Genomic DNA, 16,104 nt, shown 5'->3' with positions numbered 1-16,104 from the left:
GCATGAAAGTAACAATCGATACGGGCGTCGCGCCCTACAGCGACGCATGGGCCGGATTTCGCGGTGAAGAATGGAAAAACGCCGTTAACGTGCGCGATTTTATTCAGCATAACTACACCCCTTATGAAGGCGATGAGGCTTTCCTCGCGCAGGCGACGCCAGCAACGACGGCGCTGTGGCAGAAGGTGATGGTTGGCATTCGCCAGGAGAATGCTACCCACGCGCCGGTGGATTTTGACACCAACGTCGCCACCACCATTACCGCCCACGGGCCGGGCTATATTGACCAGGAGCTTGAGACGATCGTCGGCCTGCAAACCGATAAGCCGCTCAAGCGTGCGCTGCATCCGTACGGTGGGATCAATATGATCCGCAGCTCGTTCGACGCCTACGGTCGCGAGATGGATCCGCAGTTCGAGTACCTGTTTACCGACCTGCGCAAAACCCACAACCAGGGCGTGTTTGACGTCTACTCCCCGGAGATGATGCGCTGCCGTAAATCCGGCGTGCTGACCGGTCTGCCGGACGGCTACGGGCGCGGGCGCATCATCGGCGACTATCGCCGCGTGGCGCTGTACGGTATCAGCTATCTGGTGCGCGAGCGTGAGCTGCAGTTCGCCGATCTGCAGGGCAGGCTGGAGCGCGGTGAAGATCTGGAGGCCACGATCCGCCTGCGCGAGGAGCTGGCGGAGCACAGGCGCGCGCTGCTGCAGATCCAGCAGATGGCGGCGAACTACGGCTTTGATATCTCCCGCCCGGCGATGAACGCCCAAGAGGCGGTACAGTGGGTCTATTTTGCCTACCTTGCCGCGGTGAAATCCCAGAACGGCGGGGCAATGTCGCTGGGGCGCACGGCCTCGTTCCTCGATATCTACATTGAACGCGATATGCAGGCCGGGCGGCTGAGCGAGGTGCAGGCCCAGGAGCTGATCGACCACTTCATCATGAAGATCCGCATGGTGCGCTTCCTGCGCACGCCGGAGTTCGACACGCTCTTCTCCGGCGATCCGATCTGGGCGACGGAAGTGATCGGCGGCATGGGGCTGGACGGCCGCACGCTGGTCACCAAAAACAGCTTCCGCTATCTGCATACGCTGCACACCATGGGGCCTGCGCCGGAGCCGAACCTGACGATCCTCTGGTCCGAACGGCTGCCGATCGCGTTCAAGAAATACGCCGCGCAGATGTCGATCGACACCTCGTCCCTGCAGTATGAGAACGACGATCTGATGCGCGCCGACTTCAACAGCGACGATTACGCTATCGCCTGCTGCGTCAGCCCGATGATCATCGGCAAGCAGATGCAGTTCTTTGGCGCGCGAGCCAACCTCGCCAAAACGCTGCTGTACGCGATCAACGGCGGGGTGGATGAGAAGCTGAAGATCCAGGTCGGGCCAAAAACCGCTCCGCTGCTGGACGACGTGTTGGATTACGACACCGTAATGGCGAGCCTGGATCACTTTATGGACTGGCTGGCGGTGCAGTACATCAGCGCGCTGAATCTCATTCACTACATGCATGACAAGTACAGCTACGAAGCCTCGCTGATGGCGCTGCACGATCGCGACGTTTATCGCACCATGGCCTGCGGCATTGCCGGGCTGTCGGTGGCGGCGGATTCCCTGTCGGCCATCAAATACGCCACGGTAAAACCGGTGCGCGACCACACCGGTCTGGCGGTTGATTTCGTGATTGAGGGGGACTATCCGCAGTACGGCAACAACGACGATCGCGTGGACAGTATCGCCTGCGATCTGGTCGAGCGCTTTATGAAGAAAATTCAGGCGCTGCCGACATACCGCAACGCGGTCCCGACCCAGTCGATCCTGACCATCACCTCCAACGTGGTTTACGGGCAAAAGACCGGCAACACGCCGGACGGACGCCGCGGCGGCACGCCGTTTGCGCCTGGCGCGAACCCGATGCACGGTCGCGACAGAAAGGGGGCCGTGGCCTCGTTAACCTCGGTCGCCAAGCTGCCGTTCACCTACGCGAAAGACGGGATCTCCTACACCTTCTCCATCGTGCCGCAGGCCCTGGGCAAGGATCGGCTGGTGCGCAAAACCAACCTGGTGGGGCTGCTGGACGGGTACTTCCACCACGAAACCGCCATTGAGGGCGGGCAGCACCTGAACGTCAACGTGATGAACCGGGAGATGCTGCTGGATGCGATTGCCCATCCGGAGAACTACCCGAACCTGACGATCCGCGTGTCAGGCTATGCGGTGCGGTTTAACGCCCTGACGCGCGAGCAGCAGCAGGACGTGATATCGAGGACGTTTACGCAGGCGATGTGAGATATGTCATTTAGCCCCCTTTTCTGAAGGGGGCGTTTTTAATCCAGCAGGGCGCTGGCGTCATCGAAGCGGGCAAACCACTTCATGGAGGATTCTTCATCAAACTGGTGGTTTTCATATTCTGAATAGAAATGCAGCCCCTTATGCCCGTCATAACGAACAGGGAGAATAATCTGGTTTATTTTTACCAGTAATCGAGGAAGACCTTCCGTGTGTTTTTCGCCAAGTGGAGGAGGTAGCTCACCGGCTTTCATAATCACCCCGTTGTTATAGGAAAGCAGGTTGATTTCCGGTGTTTTCACCAGACGCCGAGAGACGACATTTTCTCCGCCGAGCCTTTCCAGCCAGGGCGTACCCAGAATGGTATACCAGCAGGCACCTTTGAGGCCTTCAACCGCTTCCCCGCCTTCCAGGGTGCCCAGAGAGTCCACCATCACCCCGGAAAAACGCTGCGCCAGGGCATATTCATACGGAAACATGCGCTCAAAGGCGTAGGGCAGGATGAACGACAGCCCGGCATAGCCGCTTTCCACTTCGAAGGTATTGCACAGCCACAGCAGCCATGACTCATAGCGTGCCTTACCGTCCGGCTCTTTCAGCAGGGAGAGGGGAAAGACCAGCTTAATAACGGAACGGTTATTTTCATTGTGGAAAATACGTTTTCCCATAATAAGAATTCCGTAATCCGGTGCCAGATATGACTCAGATGCAGAACTCAGTACCCAGTCAAAAATTTCCTCGGGCGTCGAGTTTAGAATGGCCTGCTTCTGTCTGGCATAATTGTTTTCGGTGATTTTGGTCCATTTCTTTACCGGCAGCGTTTTCCTGAGATACGGCTTAAATTCACCGTAATAACGATCCACGCACTCCACCATTTTGCGGCGAACGTCCGGCGTATGGCCGTTTTTAAAGAACACGGTGATAATCAGCCCGAGGTTCACCGCCGGGCTGCCGTCTTTATATTTCACCGATGCTTCCGGCAGCCATTTTTCGATATAGTCGAGTTCCATCTCTTGTTTCTCTTATTCCGGAATAATAAATACGCTGCCCTTATCGTCACGCTTAAGCAGCGACCAGCAGGCGCGGTGTTTTTTGCCGTACTTGTCTTCAAAGGCGGGCATCTGCTGCCCTTCCCGGGTCTGAATATACTCCGTTGTGCCGTTAACGATGGCGGCCCACTGCCCGGCGTGCGGGGCGGTTTCATCGGTCCAGCGGGTAATGCGTACCGGCTCTGATGAGGTTGCGGGCTCCTCGCTGTCCAGCAGGGCGCTGGCATCGTCGAAGCGCCGGTACCACTTCATGGTCGACTCTTTATTAAATTGGTGGTTCTCATATGACGAGTAAAAATGCAGCGAGCGGGGTTCATCGTAGCGAACCGGCTTGATGATTTGATTTATCTTCACCAGTAACGGGGGAAGGCCTTCTGTTTTCATCTCTCCCAGTGACGGAGGTAATTCACCGGCTTTCATAATTACCCCGTTGTTATAGGAGAGCAGGTTGATTTCCGGTGTTTTCGCCAGGCGCCGCGAGACGGCGTCTTCTCCGCCGAGCTTTTCCAGCCATGGTTTACCCAGAATGGTGTACCAGCAGGCACCCTTGAGCCCTTCGACTTCTTCCCCGCCTTCCAGGGTACCCAGAGAGTCCACCATCACGCCGGAAAAACGCTGCGCAAGGGCATATTCATAAGGAAACATGCGTTCAAAGGCGTAGGGCAAAACGAACGACAGCCCTGCATAGCCATTTTCAACTTCAAAAGTGTTGCATAACCACAGCAGCCAGGATTCATAGTTTTCCTTGCCATCAGACTTCTTGAGCAGTGAAAGCGGGAATATAAGCTTAATAACGGATCTATCGTTCTCATTGTGAAATATTCGTTTTCCCATAATAAGAATTTCATAATCTGGGGCATGGTAATCCGTATCGACGCTTCCCAAATACCAGGAAAAAATTTCCTCAGGCGTTGAGTCCAGGATCTGCTGCCGTTTTTTCTGATAGTTTTTATCCGTAATGCCAACCCACTTCGGCGCCATGGTTTTCTTCAGATATGGCTTAAATTCACCATAATAACGATCCACGCACTCCACCATTTTGCGGCGAACGTCCGGCGTATGGCCGTTTTTAAAGAACACGGTTATAACCAGCCCAAGGTTCACCGCCGGGCTGCCGTCTTTATATTTCACCGATGCTTCCGGCAGCCATTTTTCGATATAGTTCAGTTCCAGGTCCTTTAACATCCTCACTCCTTATTATTGTGATGCCACCAAGGTGGTTCCTGTTCCGAGGACCGCTGCCAGCGTCCCCCAGGCGCTTATCGCCAGGCGTACAATCAGTAAAAAGGCACCGATAATGACTTCCGGGATGCCCAGCGTCACCACCAGCACCCCGACGCCGACCGCCACCAGAATGACCCCTATGCCGATAGCCGCATCGGTCAGCACCTGCACCCAGTCCACCTGTTTTAACATCTCCAGCGTCATATCCGTTGCCTGCTGGATCTCCCGCCAGGCAGCACGTAGCTGTGCGTCTGTCCAGTAGGCCACCGTACGACCGGTCCGGCTCGCCCAGTGCCATGCCTGGCTGCCCTGCGAATAGACCCATTCGCCGCTGTCGTTCAGCCAGCCAGCAACTCGCTGGAGTTTCTGCTGCATCTCTTTTGACAGCGCATTCCAGCCCTCAGCGATGCCGCGAATGGCGCCTTCACTGAGATCGGCAACGGTATCACTGGCATGTGTCCATGGCTGGATTTTGGCAGGCACTGGTGCATTCGGCGGGCGTGGAGTGAAAATGGGGGGGTAGAGGAATAGCGGCCAGTATTTCGCCCCGCTTTTCACCCAGTTCTGCAGCGTGACGTTGACCACCTGATCGCTCCACTGTTGCTCCTGCGGGCGGCAGTCGTGGATCTCCAGAATAGTCATTCGCTCTTTATTTACCGGACCACCAACAATTTTTATGTAATCGTCATACTGCTCACGTTCCAGCTTATCCTCCGGAAACTTCACCTCCACCAGCCGCTCCAGATTATCGGCGTGCAGGTTGCCTTCGGTATCCGCTCCAGCCAGCCCCGGCCAGCGGTCCTTCCTGTTCTTAACAATGATCACGTCCGGACGGCGATAAATACCTTTTCCCGGTTCGGGGAAGGGGTTGGTGGTATGCCGCCTGCCCGGCCCTGTCTGCGTGCTGCTGAGATAAGGGCGGGGCGGCGTGGTGCGAATGTCAAACGGTACTTCCGCTTTGTACCACCAGTAATATTTTGCTGCGATTTCGTCTGCGCGGATAAGCCCGCTCATCATCAGTTGCTTCAGGCTCATCTGATAGCTTTTGCCGTTACGACGAACTTTTGCCGACAGGCGAGGAAAACGCATCGCATATTCCACCTTGATATGCAGATACTGACGGTTGTTCTCCGTCGGCAGCTGCGACTGCTTTTCCACCATCTCCACGCCTGTGGTGGTACAGTCCCACGGCTGGTTGTTTTTGCCTGAGGGGATATCGGGTGAATCAGGTGATGTGGGTAAATCCGGTAGTTCCATCATGGCTGCTCCCTGAGTTCAGTTTCCATTTGTTGCTCTGAGCCGTCACCAATAAACCACAGCATTTCCTGCGGCTGCGGTTTTTTCTGCACAACGTGTAGTTCGACATTTTCCTGAGTGCGGGTATAGACAGGCACCGTTTTCCCCTCTTCGTCGGTATAACCCGTCGCTATCTGTCCGGAAGGTGTTGTGAGTCTGTAAGGTTTTCCCGCCAGCAGGGTGCCGCGCTCATCCTGTAACTGGTAGATTGCGGAATAGATATACGATGTGCCCAACCGGGGCATCTTTAATGGCATGTCTGACGCTGCTGCCGCCATCGTCCGCTTCACTTTACGCATATACGTCGCCGTCGTGCCGTACTCGACTTTTCCCGCCTCCAGCCGCAGGTAGCTCCCCCCGCCGATAAGCGTGATGCGCTTTTTCCCCGCAAACGAGATGTCGCTCGCCGAGCTCATCGTCAGCTTCTTCTCTACAAACAGCCTCATATTGCCGTTCTGCGCCTGCACCTCCACCGGGCCCTCGCTGGCCTTCAGGCTCAGCTGGCCGGTCCGCGCAAACAGCCCGAGCTTTTCTCCTGCGAGGCCAGCCATATTCCCCATAACGCCGGTGCTGATGTCCCCGTCTGCATTAATGGCCACGTTTTTGCTGGCCGCCAGCTGCAGGTGCTCCCCGCTGGTCAGGGCCATCCCTTCCGGGGCCGACATCAGCAGCGCCTCGTTCAACGGCTTCAGACGCTCCTCAAACATCCGTATCTGGCTGTCCACGTCCGCCTTCAGGGCCTGCGCCTGCTCCGCCGCGATTTCCAGCTGCTGCAGCTGCTGGTTAAGCCGGTCGATTTCCTTCAGCGCCGCATCCCTGTCCAGCGCCTCGCCCCGGGCCTTCACCTGCGCGTCCGCGCTGACGAACAGCCCCTTTCCGGCGCGGATAGCCCCGTATTCATCCGTGCGCAGTTCTGCGCCCGTGCCGCGGCGCTGTCCCTGCGCGTCCACCAGGTGCCCGGCGTTCAGCTGGGTTTTTCCGTACTCCGTGGCGAGCTTGATGTGCTCCTCCCCGCGCCGGTCCTCCATCCGCAGCTTGTTGTTTGCGGGCGTGCGCAGCACGTTGCGGGTGTGATTGTCACGATTCACGAGGTCGGGATGTTCAGAGTCGTGCAGCGCATACGCGATGTACGGCAGGTCAATATCACCATTGCTGAACGCAATCGCCACTTCCGTCCCGTCGGTGAGCGGCGTATGCCAGCCATATGTATCACCAGAGTACGGTTTCGCCATCCGCAGCCACAGATACCCGTAACCGGGTTCCGTCCCCTCCCGGTCGAAGTCGAACTTCACCCGGTAGCGCCCCTGCTCGTCCAGGTGAGCGTATATGTCGTTCTTTTCCCGGCTCTCGATGCGCGCGGGCAGGGTGCCGTGAATTTCAGGGCGCGGGATTTCCGCCGGGCGGAAGCAGTAGCGCTCCGTGTACGGCATCCCGTCGACGGAGACGTGCAGGCGGGTGTCGCGGGCGGCGTGGTATTCCACCTGAGTGATGACCACGCCTTCCTGCAGCGCGCGAATCACCTCACCCTGCGGCTCCAGCACCTGGCCGGGCATCAGGCCAGCGGCGTTGCTCTCAAGGTGAACGCGGGCCGACCCGTTCAGCTCCCGCTCGTGGTGAATCCGGGCATAAAAGGCCCCGGATTCGGTCTCCGCCTCCGGGTCCGTATCGTCCCCTGCAGTGCGGTACGGCTCCTGGTAGCGGTAGTGTTCGCCCGTCGTCACCGCATCGCTGCGCACGCTGACCGCCGCATCCATCGGCGCGCCGGCGTCGCGGTAGTTGTGGTCCCTGGCGCTGACCCTCCCCGGCACCACCTGATGCCGGGTATGCACGTCCCACACCGACTCCTCTGCCCCGTCGTACAGCCCGGATGGCTCGCGGTACGGCAGGCGGACGTCAAACCGATAGTTCAGCGGGCTGTCGGCGAAAATCACGACCTCCAGCCCGCGGGCCTCGTCCATCTCCGTGCGCCAGAATATCCCGACCTCTGAAAGGAGGCGCTGCACAAAGTCGAGGTCCGTTTCCCGCCACTGGGTGATAAGCTCACGCGCCGGGTACGTCCGCTCCAGGCGGAAGTCAAAGTCCGGCCCTTCCAGCCCGTGCTGGCGTAAAACCTGCTCCACCACCTCCGGCACGGACTGGTTCTGAAAGACCCGGCACCGGCGGGTGCGGCTGAGCAGCGCCAGGCGGGAACTGAGCACCACCTGCCAGTGCGACTGGTCGGCGGTGACGGCAATCCACGCCATGCGGGTGATGATGCCGTGCACCGCCTTGCCGCTGCGCATGCGCAGTGTGGCGTGCTTCATCAGCACCTGCTCCGGGGCGACAGGGTTCTGCGGGGTGGTGAAGTCGATGGTCCAGCAGAAGGGTTCGCTGAGCGCCTCGCGGCCCTGAAAGCGCAGGACGTCGGGCGTGACGGGGGAGTCGTTTATCTCGAGGGTGTAGCGGGTCTGTCCGTCGAAAAGCGCTGACCAGTTATCCATAACAAAGACCTTTAATTCTCTATGGTGAATAATCTCTGTGATAGTTACATAACGCAAATTCGTTGTAAATTGCTTAAATGATGCGTCTAAAAAAGACGATATCTTATAAAAGAACCTGTAAATAAATTTTGCCCGCTGAACATACAAAAATGTTTATATAATTACTGACACATCTTCATCCGCTCTTGAAAAACAATGTTCCTGCTTTTCCCAATAACAAAATGTAAGGACAGTAAGATGATGAAAATGACCCGTATTGCGTTGGTTGCAGCGTCGCTGGCGGTGTGCAGTTTTACGGCGCAGGCCGCTAACGTTCAGGCTGCCCCGTCTCCGACGCAGGATCCGCTCGTGCAGCATTTAAAGCTCAGCAACGAGCAGGTTAAAAAGATTGAAGATCTGCACCAAACGTTGGAACAAAACGTCAGCAAGATCCCAATGACTGGCGTAAAAGATGGCGCGCTGATCGACATGTTCCAGACCGGGAAATGGGATGAAAGTACAGTGAAAAGTCAGCTTGCTGCCTTCGGCAAAATTGAAGAGCAGACCCGCTACTATCGCGTGAAATATTACTTCGATGTTAGTCAGGTGCTGACGCCTGAACAGCGCAAGCAGGTGAAAACCGACATGGCCAACGCGCTGGCAAACTGATCCAGGAATTAAAATGAAACCTCACAGAATCGCTTCAATTGGATTCTGTGAGGAATGATCCTGGCTTTCATGCTGATGCTCGTTCATTCCATGCATCAGAGAACTGAATATTCCCATCGCAATAGGTCCAGGTCGCTTTTTCGTAGCGCAATTGAATAGATTCAAGGTGGCCAGTACCAGGACAGTTACGAGTATCGTTAACAATAGGGGAGATAGAGACAACTTTCACACCTTCCAGCTCAGTTCTAAAATATTCAACCTCCCAACCTGCATCATTAATTCGGTAATATCTAATCTCAACTTTCTTAAGGTTTTGCCCTGTCGCTACCGCCTTATAAAGATAAGGAGATGAACTATCAATTTCCTTCTCGAACAGGAAAGGAGCATGTTTCCTCGTTCCGGTTAATCTTCCGGAGAGTGGATCGGTTGGAATAGTCAAATTATGGGTTAAACCTCTAATTTCAACACTCCCTTCACGATCCTGAACATCACATGAACCTTTAATGAGTGAACCACCGTCGTCATAGAACCAAATGTGAACAGGTACGGCCATGATAAAAACTCCTTCTATCAATCAATCGTGTATCCATTTTCCTGCTTTTACCGCTTCGGCAAACATTCTTACCGTCAATGGCTTTGATATTTGCTTAACCGGTTCTTTAGTAAACCATTTCCTGAAAAACCAGGTTTGAGTCCAGGGGAAATAATTTTCAGTGTTAACTTCAATAAGATACTCTTTTTCGAATCTCTCAATCACATATACGATATCATCCAGATCGGTGTAATCCTGTAAAACATCATCTATCTCAAGCGGGATTCTCTTGCCCGTAAATGTGCCTTGTTCTGGTAAATTGTCCCTGAAGAATTTTAAAACATCAGCTTCACTGTTCATCTTCACCAAATCCGGTCTTTTGGGTGAGTAATCGTATTATATCTTGAAAGCGTTTTGTAACTTATCATTGCAACATCTGCAGCAAGTATGGTTATCCCTAGTGCAGGTATCCATCGTCCAATGAATGCACCTAAGTTTTTGGTATACATTGGTTTTCGGTATTTAAAGCTTGCAAGTGTAATGGTAGGTAGTCGGTGTGGTAGCTGTACATTCAGTAGATCTCGCAGGTATTTAGATGCCACAGATGTGCCTATTGTAGCCGTTTCTGGCTTTGTTCTGGTTTCAAGTATAGGTAAACCAAGAATCATAGTGGCCATCATTACTGCATCCTTTAATCCGCCGAACTGTTCATCGGTGGCATCCAGAAAAATCCAAAAAAATAACTCAGATGCGGAGATGTTACATACACCTTTATAAAAGTATGTTCCATTGAGTTCTTCAACGGTGTCCATAGTATAACCATAGTCTTTGCATTGTTTTCTGAAATGTCATCCTATAAAAAACAAAGGGCTGAGAGTAGGGCTTTCCTCTTTATAAATTCCGAAATATTCGTTCTTTCAAGATGGCTATGATTTTTAAAGGGCATCATTCTTAGATAGTCCTGGTTATTTTTTCCAGTTCATGGGGATTTTTTCTCCCTTGCTCCGGTTAAGATTTTCTCACACCAACACACTGGATGACTCTGCCGTAACGGGCAACGAGGGAATTGTGGCGCACGATGTGGAGCAGTCGATCGCAAACCTGTGCGCGCTGGCGTGCCGCTCAATGCAGGCGACGGATCGGCAGATTATTGAGATTATGGCGAGTAAGGTGTTGTGATTTAATCCAACCCGTTACCCCTCTCCCACAGGGAGAGGGAACCGATCGAGCGAGGGGGGTGTTGATCTTAAACCGGCAAATCAATCAGCAGCGCGCGCAGCGGCGTATCCGCCACCAGGGTGATATTCGCCTCATCACGAATAAACGCCCCGTCGCCGCAGGTGAGCGCTTCTTTCTCTTCCGTATGCGTCACCGCATGTACCGTGCCGTGAATCGACTGCAGATAGGCGCGCGGGCCGTGAAGCTGGAAGCTCGCCTGTTCACCTTTTTTCAGCTCGATATGGTGCAGCCACACCTGCTGGCGCAGCTGCAGGCTGCCTTTGCTGCCGTCCGGCGAGGCAATCAGCTGCTGCTTATCGCCTGATAAATCTACCTTTTGCACCAGCGGGTTTTCCCGCTCCGGGCAGGCGTCCAGCCACAGCTGCATGCGGGTCAGCGTTTTGTCTTTGCTGAGATTATGCTCGCTGTAGCTGATGCCCGGCTGCGTGGAAATTAACAACGCTTCGCCAGCCTTTGCCTGGACATGATTGCCCTCGCTATCGCGGTATTCTGCCTCGCCTTCCAGGATCAGGTTCAGGATATCGACTTTCGGATACGTACGCGGCTGGAAGGCGCTGCCGGGGGCGAGCACTTCCTGGTTCAACACGCGCAGTGAAGCGTAACCGAGGAGTTTAGGGTCAAAGTAGTGTCCAAAGGAAAAGGTGTAGCGGGCCTGCAGCCAACCGAAATCGGCTTGTCCGCACTGTTTAGCTGTTCTTGTCGTAATCATAAACTTGACCTCTCTTTACACTAAAACAATGGTAAAGGTATGGACGCTGCATTGTTAGCCAGATATTCTGCCCGGTATGTTCAAATTTCCTGAATGAGAACGAGATGGCTAAAGAGAGAGCATTGACGCTTGAGGCGCTTCGCGTCATGGACGCGATAGACCGCCGTGGCAGCTTCGCCGCGGCTGCAGATGAACTGGGGCGCGTTCCGTCTGCGCTGAGCTACACCATGCAGAAGCTGGAGGAAGAGCTGGACGTGGTGCTTTTTGACCGCTCCGGTCATCGAACAAAATTCACCAACGTTGGCCGCATGCTGCTGGAACGCGGCCGCGTGCTGCTGGAAGCGGCGGATAAGCTCACCACCGACGCCGAAGCGCTGGCGCGCGGCTGGGAAACTCATCTTACGCTGGTGACCGAAGCGCTGGTGCCCACCGAAGCACTCTTCCCGCTGGTGGACAGGCTGGCTGCGAAGGCCAATACCCAACTGTCGATCATTACCGAGGTGCTGGCAGGGGCGTGGGAGCGTCTGGAGACGGGCAGGGCGGATATCGTGATTGCGCCGGACATGCACTTCCGCTCATCGTCGGAAATCAACTCCCGCAAGCTTTACAGCGTGATGAACGTCTACGTCGCCGCGCCGGATCACCCGATTCATCAGGAGCCAGAGCCGCTCTCAGAAGTGACGCGCGTGAAGTATCGCGGCGTGGCGGTCGCGGATACCGCGCGCGAGCGCCCGGTGTTAACGGTGCAGCTGCTGGATAAACAGCCGCGTTTAACCGTCACGTCTCTGGAAGATAAGCGCCAGGCGCTGCTGGCCGGGCTTGGCGTGGCGACGATGCCTTATCCGTTTGTTGAAAAAGACATTGCGGAAGGACGGCTGCGCGTGGTCAGCCCGGAGTACACCAGCGAGGTGGATATCATAATGGCGTGGCGTCGCGACAGCATGGGTGAAGCCAAGTCGTGGTGCCTGCGCGAAATACCCAAACTCTTCGCCCACCACAATAAATAAACGAGTAGGCCCGGTAAGCGTAATCGCCACCGGGCGTTATTTTACGCGCCGATCTTAGGATCGGGGCCAAAGCGGTTTTCACCCGGCGTGCCGTTCTGACAGTTGAAGACCAGGATCACAATCCAGCCCACGATCGGGATCAACAGCAGCAAGAGCCACCAGGCCGAACGATCGGTATCGTGCAGGCGTCGGAACTGAACCGCCCAGGAAGGCAGCATAATAAACACGCCATAAATCGTGGTGAGAATGCCTTCTCCCCCGGCACGTTCCCAGCCCAGAATTTTGTCCACAATACTCAGCACCAGGGCGAGGATGAAGTTCACCAGAACGAACATCCAGTACTCTTTACGGCGGGCACGTCCACCAAATCCAATGTAGTTGCGCAGTACGTTTAAATACCAGTCCATTTTTCCTTGCCTCATTTATCAGTCAATCACTTGTTTTCTAAGCGATCGAAGTAAGGATAGATGGATATTATGAATTAAAAAAGGGCATCTATTGATGCCCTTAATATTTAGCCGAAGCGGACGTCGCGCCCGTGCGGTTCATCCAGATCCTGCCACGGCCCAATGGAAATAATGCCCGTTGGGTTGATGGTTTTATGGCTGCGGAAATAGTGCGTGCGAATATGGTCAAAGTCGACCGTTTCGGCGATGCCCGGCGTCTGGTAGATATCGCGCAGAAAACCGTGCAGATTAAGGTAATCGCTGATGCGGTGTTTGTCGCACTTGAAGTGTGTAACGTAAACCGGATCAAAGCGGATCAGCGTGGTCCACAGGCGGATATCCGCTTCCGTCAGGCGATCGCCCGTTAAATAGCGGTGCTGGCCGAGGATCTGCTCCAGACGCTCCAGGGATTCAAAGACTTTACCGACCGCTTCATCATAGGCTTCCTGGCTGGTGGCAAAACCGGCCTTGTAGACGCCGTTGTTCACGCTGTCGTAGATCCAGCCGTTCAGCTCGTCAATCTTATCGCGCAGTTCAGCCGGATAGTAATCCCCGGCGCGAGCGCCGTGCGCGTCAAACGCGGTGTTGAACATGCGGATAATCTCCGCCGATTCATTGCTGACAATCGTCTGGTTTTTCTTGTCCCACAGCACCGGTACGGTTACACGCCCGGTGTAGTGCGGATCGGCGCGCAGATAAAGCTGGTACAGGAAATCGTGGTGATACAGGTTGTCGCCGGTGGCGGCAGGGAAATCAGCGTCAAACGTCCAGCCGTTTTCCAGCATTAGCGGATTCACTACCGAAACCGGAATCAACGACTCCAGCCCTTTCAGTTTGCGCACGATCAACGTGCGGTGCGCCCAGGGGCAGGCGAGAGAAACATACAGATGATAACGGTCTTTCTCAGCCGCGAAGCCGCCTTCACCGCTGGGGCCTGCAGCGCCATCGGCGGTCAGCCAGTTACGGAAGGCCGAAACAGAGCGCTTGAAGCGACCACCGGTGGATTTGGTGTCATACCAGACATCCTGCCAGACGCCGTCTACGAGTTGTCCCATTTTTTTCTCCTCCGTCAGATAGCAAAAGCGAGGAGATATCTCCTCGCTTTGAATTTATTCAGTATAGCGTGCTTACCACTTCTTATTCAGAAGGCGGTCGATGCTGTAGGCGCCCGGACCGGTGATAGCCAGCAGCAGGAAGCCGCCTGCGATGGTCAGGTTTTTCATGAACATCAGGGAGTTCACGCCTTCCGCAAAGTTGCTGTGGAAGATGAACGCGGTCAGCAGCGTGAAGCCTGCAGTGAACAGCGCGGTGGTACGGGTCAGGAAGCCGAACAGTACCGCCAGGCCGCCGCCGAACTCAAGCAGAATGGTCAGTGGCAGCAGGAATCCCGGAACGCCCATGGCTTCCATATACTGTTGGGTACCTGCATAGCCGGTGATTTTGCCCCAGCCTGCGGTGATGAACAGAATTGGCATCAGAATGCGCGCGACCAGTACACCAACATCTTCTAATTTTTTCATTTTACTCTCCAGGAAACCACATCAGCGGCTGAACTTTAAATGTGTGCAAATTCGGGTAGATACCGCGTCTTTGCTGTCGATGGAGAGAATCATAAACGGGGCGGGTAACAATTGTTAGCAAGGAAAACTGTCAATCTTTATCAAAGATATTGAGTAAGGGATGTGCGCGCTGGTGCCCTCACCCCAACCCTCTCCCACGGGGAGAGGGCGCAAAAACAAAAAACGGTAACCTGGGTTACCGTTTTGCTTTTATCACCGCAACTGCTGCTGACGAATCGTTGATTTCACCAGACGCCAGGCGCTCCAGGCACCGAAGCCACGACGGGCCCAGCGAACCAGCATATTGGGATGACGAATACTCCAGATCGCCATCACGCTGCTCCCGACCAAAGCCCACGAACGCAGGCTCAGGACGGTATTCCAGCCGCGGTCGAATCGACGCGTTGCGTCAACCCAATCGCGACGGCTGGCGGACAGATCCAGCCGCTGCTGTTGGATTTGACTCAACAGATACGCCTTTCGCTTTTGACGTTCGGCTGTGCTGCTCACGATTTATCATCCTCCAGCAGCGAGCGATCGTTGGCTAACTCCTGGCGCGTATGGCGCAAGAAGGTGGACGTGCGCGCTTTGTGCAGCGTCCAGATACCGCCAATTAGCGCTGCAACAAGCAGAACAACGGTGGTAGCTATCATCGCGTTAAGCCGATACTGCGGGTCGATGGCCCAGATGATTAACACCATCAGGCTCATCAGACCGAACGCGGCGAAGAGCATGGTCAGCCCCAGCATCAATAGCATCTGGAAGAGATTGGCTTTCTCCTCTTCCAGTTCGACGACGGCGAGGCGGACGCGCGTTTCGGCAATCCCGACCAGCGTGGTCAAAATACGCTGGCCGATACCGAGGACGTTATTAGCAGGCCCTTGTGCGTGACGAGGATCTTCCATATTAACGACGCGTCAGCAGAACACCCAGCACCACACCGACGGCAGCACCGATACCGACGCCCGTCCACGGATTGTCGCGAACATACTCATCGGCACGCGCTGCGGCCTCGCGGGTCTGCTTAGCCAACGCATCGCCGGTTTCACCCAGGCGGTAACGGCTCTCTTTCAGCGCCTGCTCCGCTTTGCTGCGCAGCTTGCTGACTTCTTCCTTAGACTTATCGGCAGAGGAGTTCAGCACCTCTTCCAGGGTATCCGCCAGGGATTTCAGTTCAGCGCGCAGATGTTCTGAGGTGGTATCTTTTGACATGATTCTCTCCTGTTGAGATTTCCGTTAACTCAATAATCGCGAGCTTCCAGCGCTTTCAGGTCATCCTGCGCTTCTTGCAACTTCCTCTCGCGTTTCGCAATTTTATCCGCATCACCTTTCTCTTTCGCTTCCTGCAGGTCTTGACGACGCTCGGCGATCTCGTCCTTTTGTTCAGCGATTTTCTTCTGGTGATCGGCACGCAGCTTGCTGTCCGTACAATTGTCTTTCACTTCGCTCAGCGCTTTTTTCAGGCCGTCAACACGGTGCTGATTGTTATGCTTTTCGGCATAGCTGATTTCACGCTGAATATCCTTTTCTTTCTCCTGACACAGAGAAGTGGCGAAGGATGCTGTGCTTAAAGAAAAAAGGGCCAGAGCCAGAGTGATGCGGTATTTCATTATTGAAA

General features: G+C 54.9%; 18 protein-coding genes and 1 pseudogene. 4 read left to right on the top strand and 15 right to left on the bottom strand.

Annotated features, from left to right (window positions below; translation table 11 throughout):
• The first annotated feature begins 2 nt into the window (after positions 1-2).
• Positions 3-2,297 carry a formate C-acetyltransferase gene (gene pflB / locus VPX56_RS19875; RefSeq protein ID WP_326468513.1) on the top strand — a complete coding sequence of 765 codons (2,295 nt, stop codon included), beginning with the start codon at positions 3-5 and terminating at the stop codon, positions 2,295-2,297.
• 38 nt (positions 2,298-2,335) lie between these two features.
• Here the strand turns inward: pflB and VPX56_RS19870 are convergent, their stop codons facing one another.
• From VPX56_RS19870 to VPX56_RS19855, 4 genes are read right to left on the bottom strand one after another with little or no spacing between them, the layout of a single operon-like run.
• Positions 2,336-3,307 (bottom strand): DUF3396 domain-containing protein, encoded by a 972-nt coding sequence (locus tag VPX56_RS19870; RefSeq protein WP_326468511.1) that lies wholly within the window; start codon positions 3,305-3,307, stop codon positions 2,336-2,338.
• A gap of 12 nt (positions 3,308-3,319) precedes the next feature.
• Positions 3,320-4,531 carry a DUF3396 domain-containing protein gene (locus VPX56_RS19865; protein ID WP_326468509.1) on the bottom strand — a complete coding sequence of 404 codons (1,212 nt, stop codon included), beginning with the start codon at positions 4,529-4,531 and terminating at the stop codon, positions 3,320-3,322.
• 12 nt (positions 4,532-4,543) lie between these two features.
• The gene (locus VPX56_RS19860) at positions 4,544-5,827 is read right to left on the bottom strand and encodes a VRR-NUC domain-containing protein (protein WP_326472141.1); all 1,284 of its coding nucleotides are present in this window, start codon (positions 5,825-5,827) and stop codon (positions 4,544-4,546) included.
• Positions 5,827-8,346, bottom strand: a complete 2,520-nt coding sequence (locus VPX56_RS19855) for a type VI secretion system Vgr family protein (protein ID WP_326468507.1) — start codon at positions 8,344-8,346, stop codon at positions 5,827-5,829. The genes VPX56_RS19860 and VPX56_RS19855 overlap by 1 nt, the downstream gene beginning before the upstream one ends.
• A gap of 237 nt (positions 8,347-8,583) precedes the next feature.
• Between VPX56_RS19855 and VPX56_RS19850 the strand changes: the two genes are divergently transcribed.
• Positions 8,584-8,994 (top strand): Spy/CpxP family protein refolding chaperone, encoded by a 411-nt coding sequence (locus tag VPX56_RS19850; protein ID WP_326468505.1) that lies wholly within the window; start codon positions 8,584-8,586, stop codon positions 8,992-8,994.
• Positions 8,995-9,061: 67 nt separating this feature from the next.
• On the opposite strand, the gene VPX56_RS19845 is transcribed toward VPX56_RS19850, so the two are convergent.
• From VPX56_RS19845 to VPX56_RS19835, 3 genes are read right to left on the bottom strand one after another with little or no spacing between them, the layout of a single operon-like run.
• Positions 9,062-9,547, bottom strand: a complete 486-nt coding sequence (locus VPX56_RS19845) for an Hcp family type VI secretion system effector (protein ID WP_238458540.1) — start codon at positions 9,545-9,547, stop codon at positions 9,062-9,064.
• 21 nt (positions 9,548-9,568) lie between these two features.
• Positions 9,569-9,886 carry a DUF1493 family protein gene (locus VPX56_RS19840; RefSeq protein ID WP_326468502.1) on the bottom strand — a complete coding sequence of 106 codons (318 nt, stop codon included), beginning with the start codon at positions 9,884-9,886 and terminating at the stop codon, positions 9,569-9,571.
• A gap of 2 nt (positions 9,887-9,888) precedes the next feature.
• Positions 9,889-10,338 carry an STM2901 family protein gene (locus tag VPX56_RS19835; RefSeq protein WP_326468501.1) on the bottom strand — a complete coding sequence of 150 codons (450 nt, stop codon included), beginning with the start codon at positions 10,336-10,338 and terminating at the stop codon, positions 9,889-9,891.
• Between the two features lie 220 nt (positions 10,339-10,558).
• On the opposite strand from VPX56_RS19835, the pseudogene VPX56_RS19830 reads away from it, so the two are divergent.
• Positions 10,559-10,705, top strand: a pseudogene (locus VPX56_RS19830) (serine dehydratase subunit alpha family protein); the annotation flags it as partial.
• Positions 10,706-10,772: 67 nt separating this feature from the next.
• Here the strand turns inward: VPX56_RS19830 and VPX56_RS19825 are convergent.
• Positions 10,773-11,474, bottom strand: coding sequence for a pirin family protein (locus VPX56_RS19825; protein WP_131633429.1), 702 nt, complete (start codon positions 11,472-11,474; stop codon positions 10,773-10,775).
• 104 nt (positions 11,475-11,578) lie between these two features.
• Here VPX56_RS19825 and yhaJ point away from each other — a divergent pair, with 104 nt between their 5' ends.
• Positions 11,579-12,481: a DNA-binding transcriptional regulator YhaJ gene (yhaJ, locus tag VPX56_RS19820; RefSeq protein ID WP_003862655.1), complete on the top strand. Its 903-nt coding sequence runs from the start codon at positions 11,579-11,581 to the stop codon at positions 12,479-12,481.
• A gap of 41 nt (positions 12,482-12,522) precedes the next feature.
• On the opposite strand, the gene VPX56_RS19815 is transcribed toward yhaJ, so the two are convergent.
• The 7 genes from VPX56_RS19815 to VPX56_RS19785 all read right to left on the bottom strand — a co-directional run bounded on the left by VPX56_RS19815 (position 12,523) and on the right by VPX56_RS19785 (position 16,096).
• Positions 12,523-12,888: a DUF805 domain-containing protein gene (locus VPX56_RS19815; protein ID WP_131633430.1), complete on the bottom strand. Its 366-nt coding sequence runs from the start codon at positions 12,886-12,888 to the stop codon at positions 12,523-12,525.
• Between the two features lie 107 nt (positions 12,889-12,995).
• Positions 12,996-13,982, bottom strand: coding sequence for a glutathione S-transferase family protein (locus VPX56_RS19810; protein WP_131633431.1), 987 nt, complete (start codon positions 13,980-13,982; stop codon positions 12,996-12,998).
• A 72-nt stretch (positions 13,983-14,054) separates the two neighbouring features.
• The gene (locus tag VPX56_RS19805) at positions 14,055-14,447 is read right to left on the bottom strand and encodes a DoxX family protein (RefSeq protein WP_003862651.1); all 393 of its coding nucleotides are present in this window, start codon (positions 14,445-14,447) and stop codon (positions 14,055-14,057) included.
• Between the two features lie 252 nt (positions 14,448-14,699).
• Positions 14,700-14,996 (bottom strand): YqjK-like family protein, encoded by a 297-nt coding sequence (locus tag VPX56_RS19800; protein ID WP_131633432.1) that lies wholly within the window; start codon positions 14,994-14,996, stop codon positions 14,700-14,702.
• Positions 14,993-15,391 (bottom strand): phage holin family protein, encoded by a 399-nt coding sequence (locus VPX56_RS19795; RefSeq protein WP_131633433.1) that lies wholly within the window; start codon positions 15,389-15,391, stop codon positions 14,993-14,995. The genes VPX56_RS19800 and VPX56_RS19795 overlap by 4 nt, the downstream gene beginning before the upstream one ends.
• A gap of 1 nt (position 15,392) precedes the next feature.
• Positions 15,393-15,698 (bottom strand): ElaB/YgaM/YqjD family protein, encoded by a 306-nt coding sequence (locus VPX56_RS19790; RefSeq protein WP_008503141.1) that lies wholly within the window; start codon positions 15,696-15,698, stop codon positions 15,393-15,395.
• A gap of 29 nt (positions 15,699-15,727) precedes the next feature.
• On the bottom strand, positions 15,728-16,096 hold the full coding sequence (locus VPX56_RS19785; protein ID WP_131633434.1) for a DUF1090 domain-containing protein: 369 nt from the start codon (positions 16,094-16,096) through the stop codon (positions 15,728-15,730).
• Between the last annotated feature and the right edge of the window lie 8 nt (positions 16,097-16,104).

It is taken from the genome of Enterobacter wuhouensis, from assembly GCF_035835995.1.
Classification (GTDB): domain Bacteria; phylum Pseudomonadota; class Gammaproteobacteria; order Enterobacterales; family Enterobacteriaceae; genus Enterobacter; species Enterobacter wuhouensis.
This window is presented reverse-complemented; position numbering and strand designations above follow the sequence as displayed.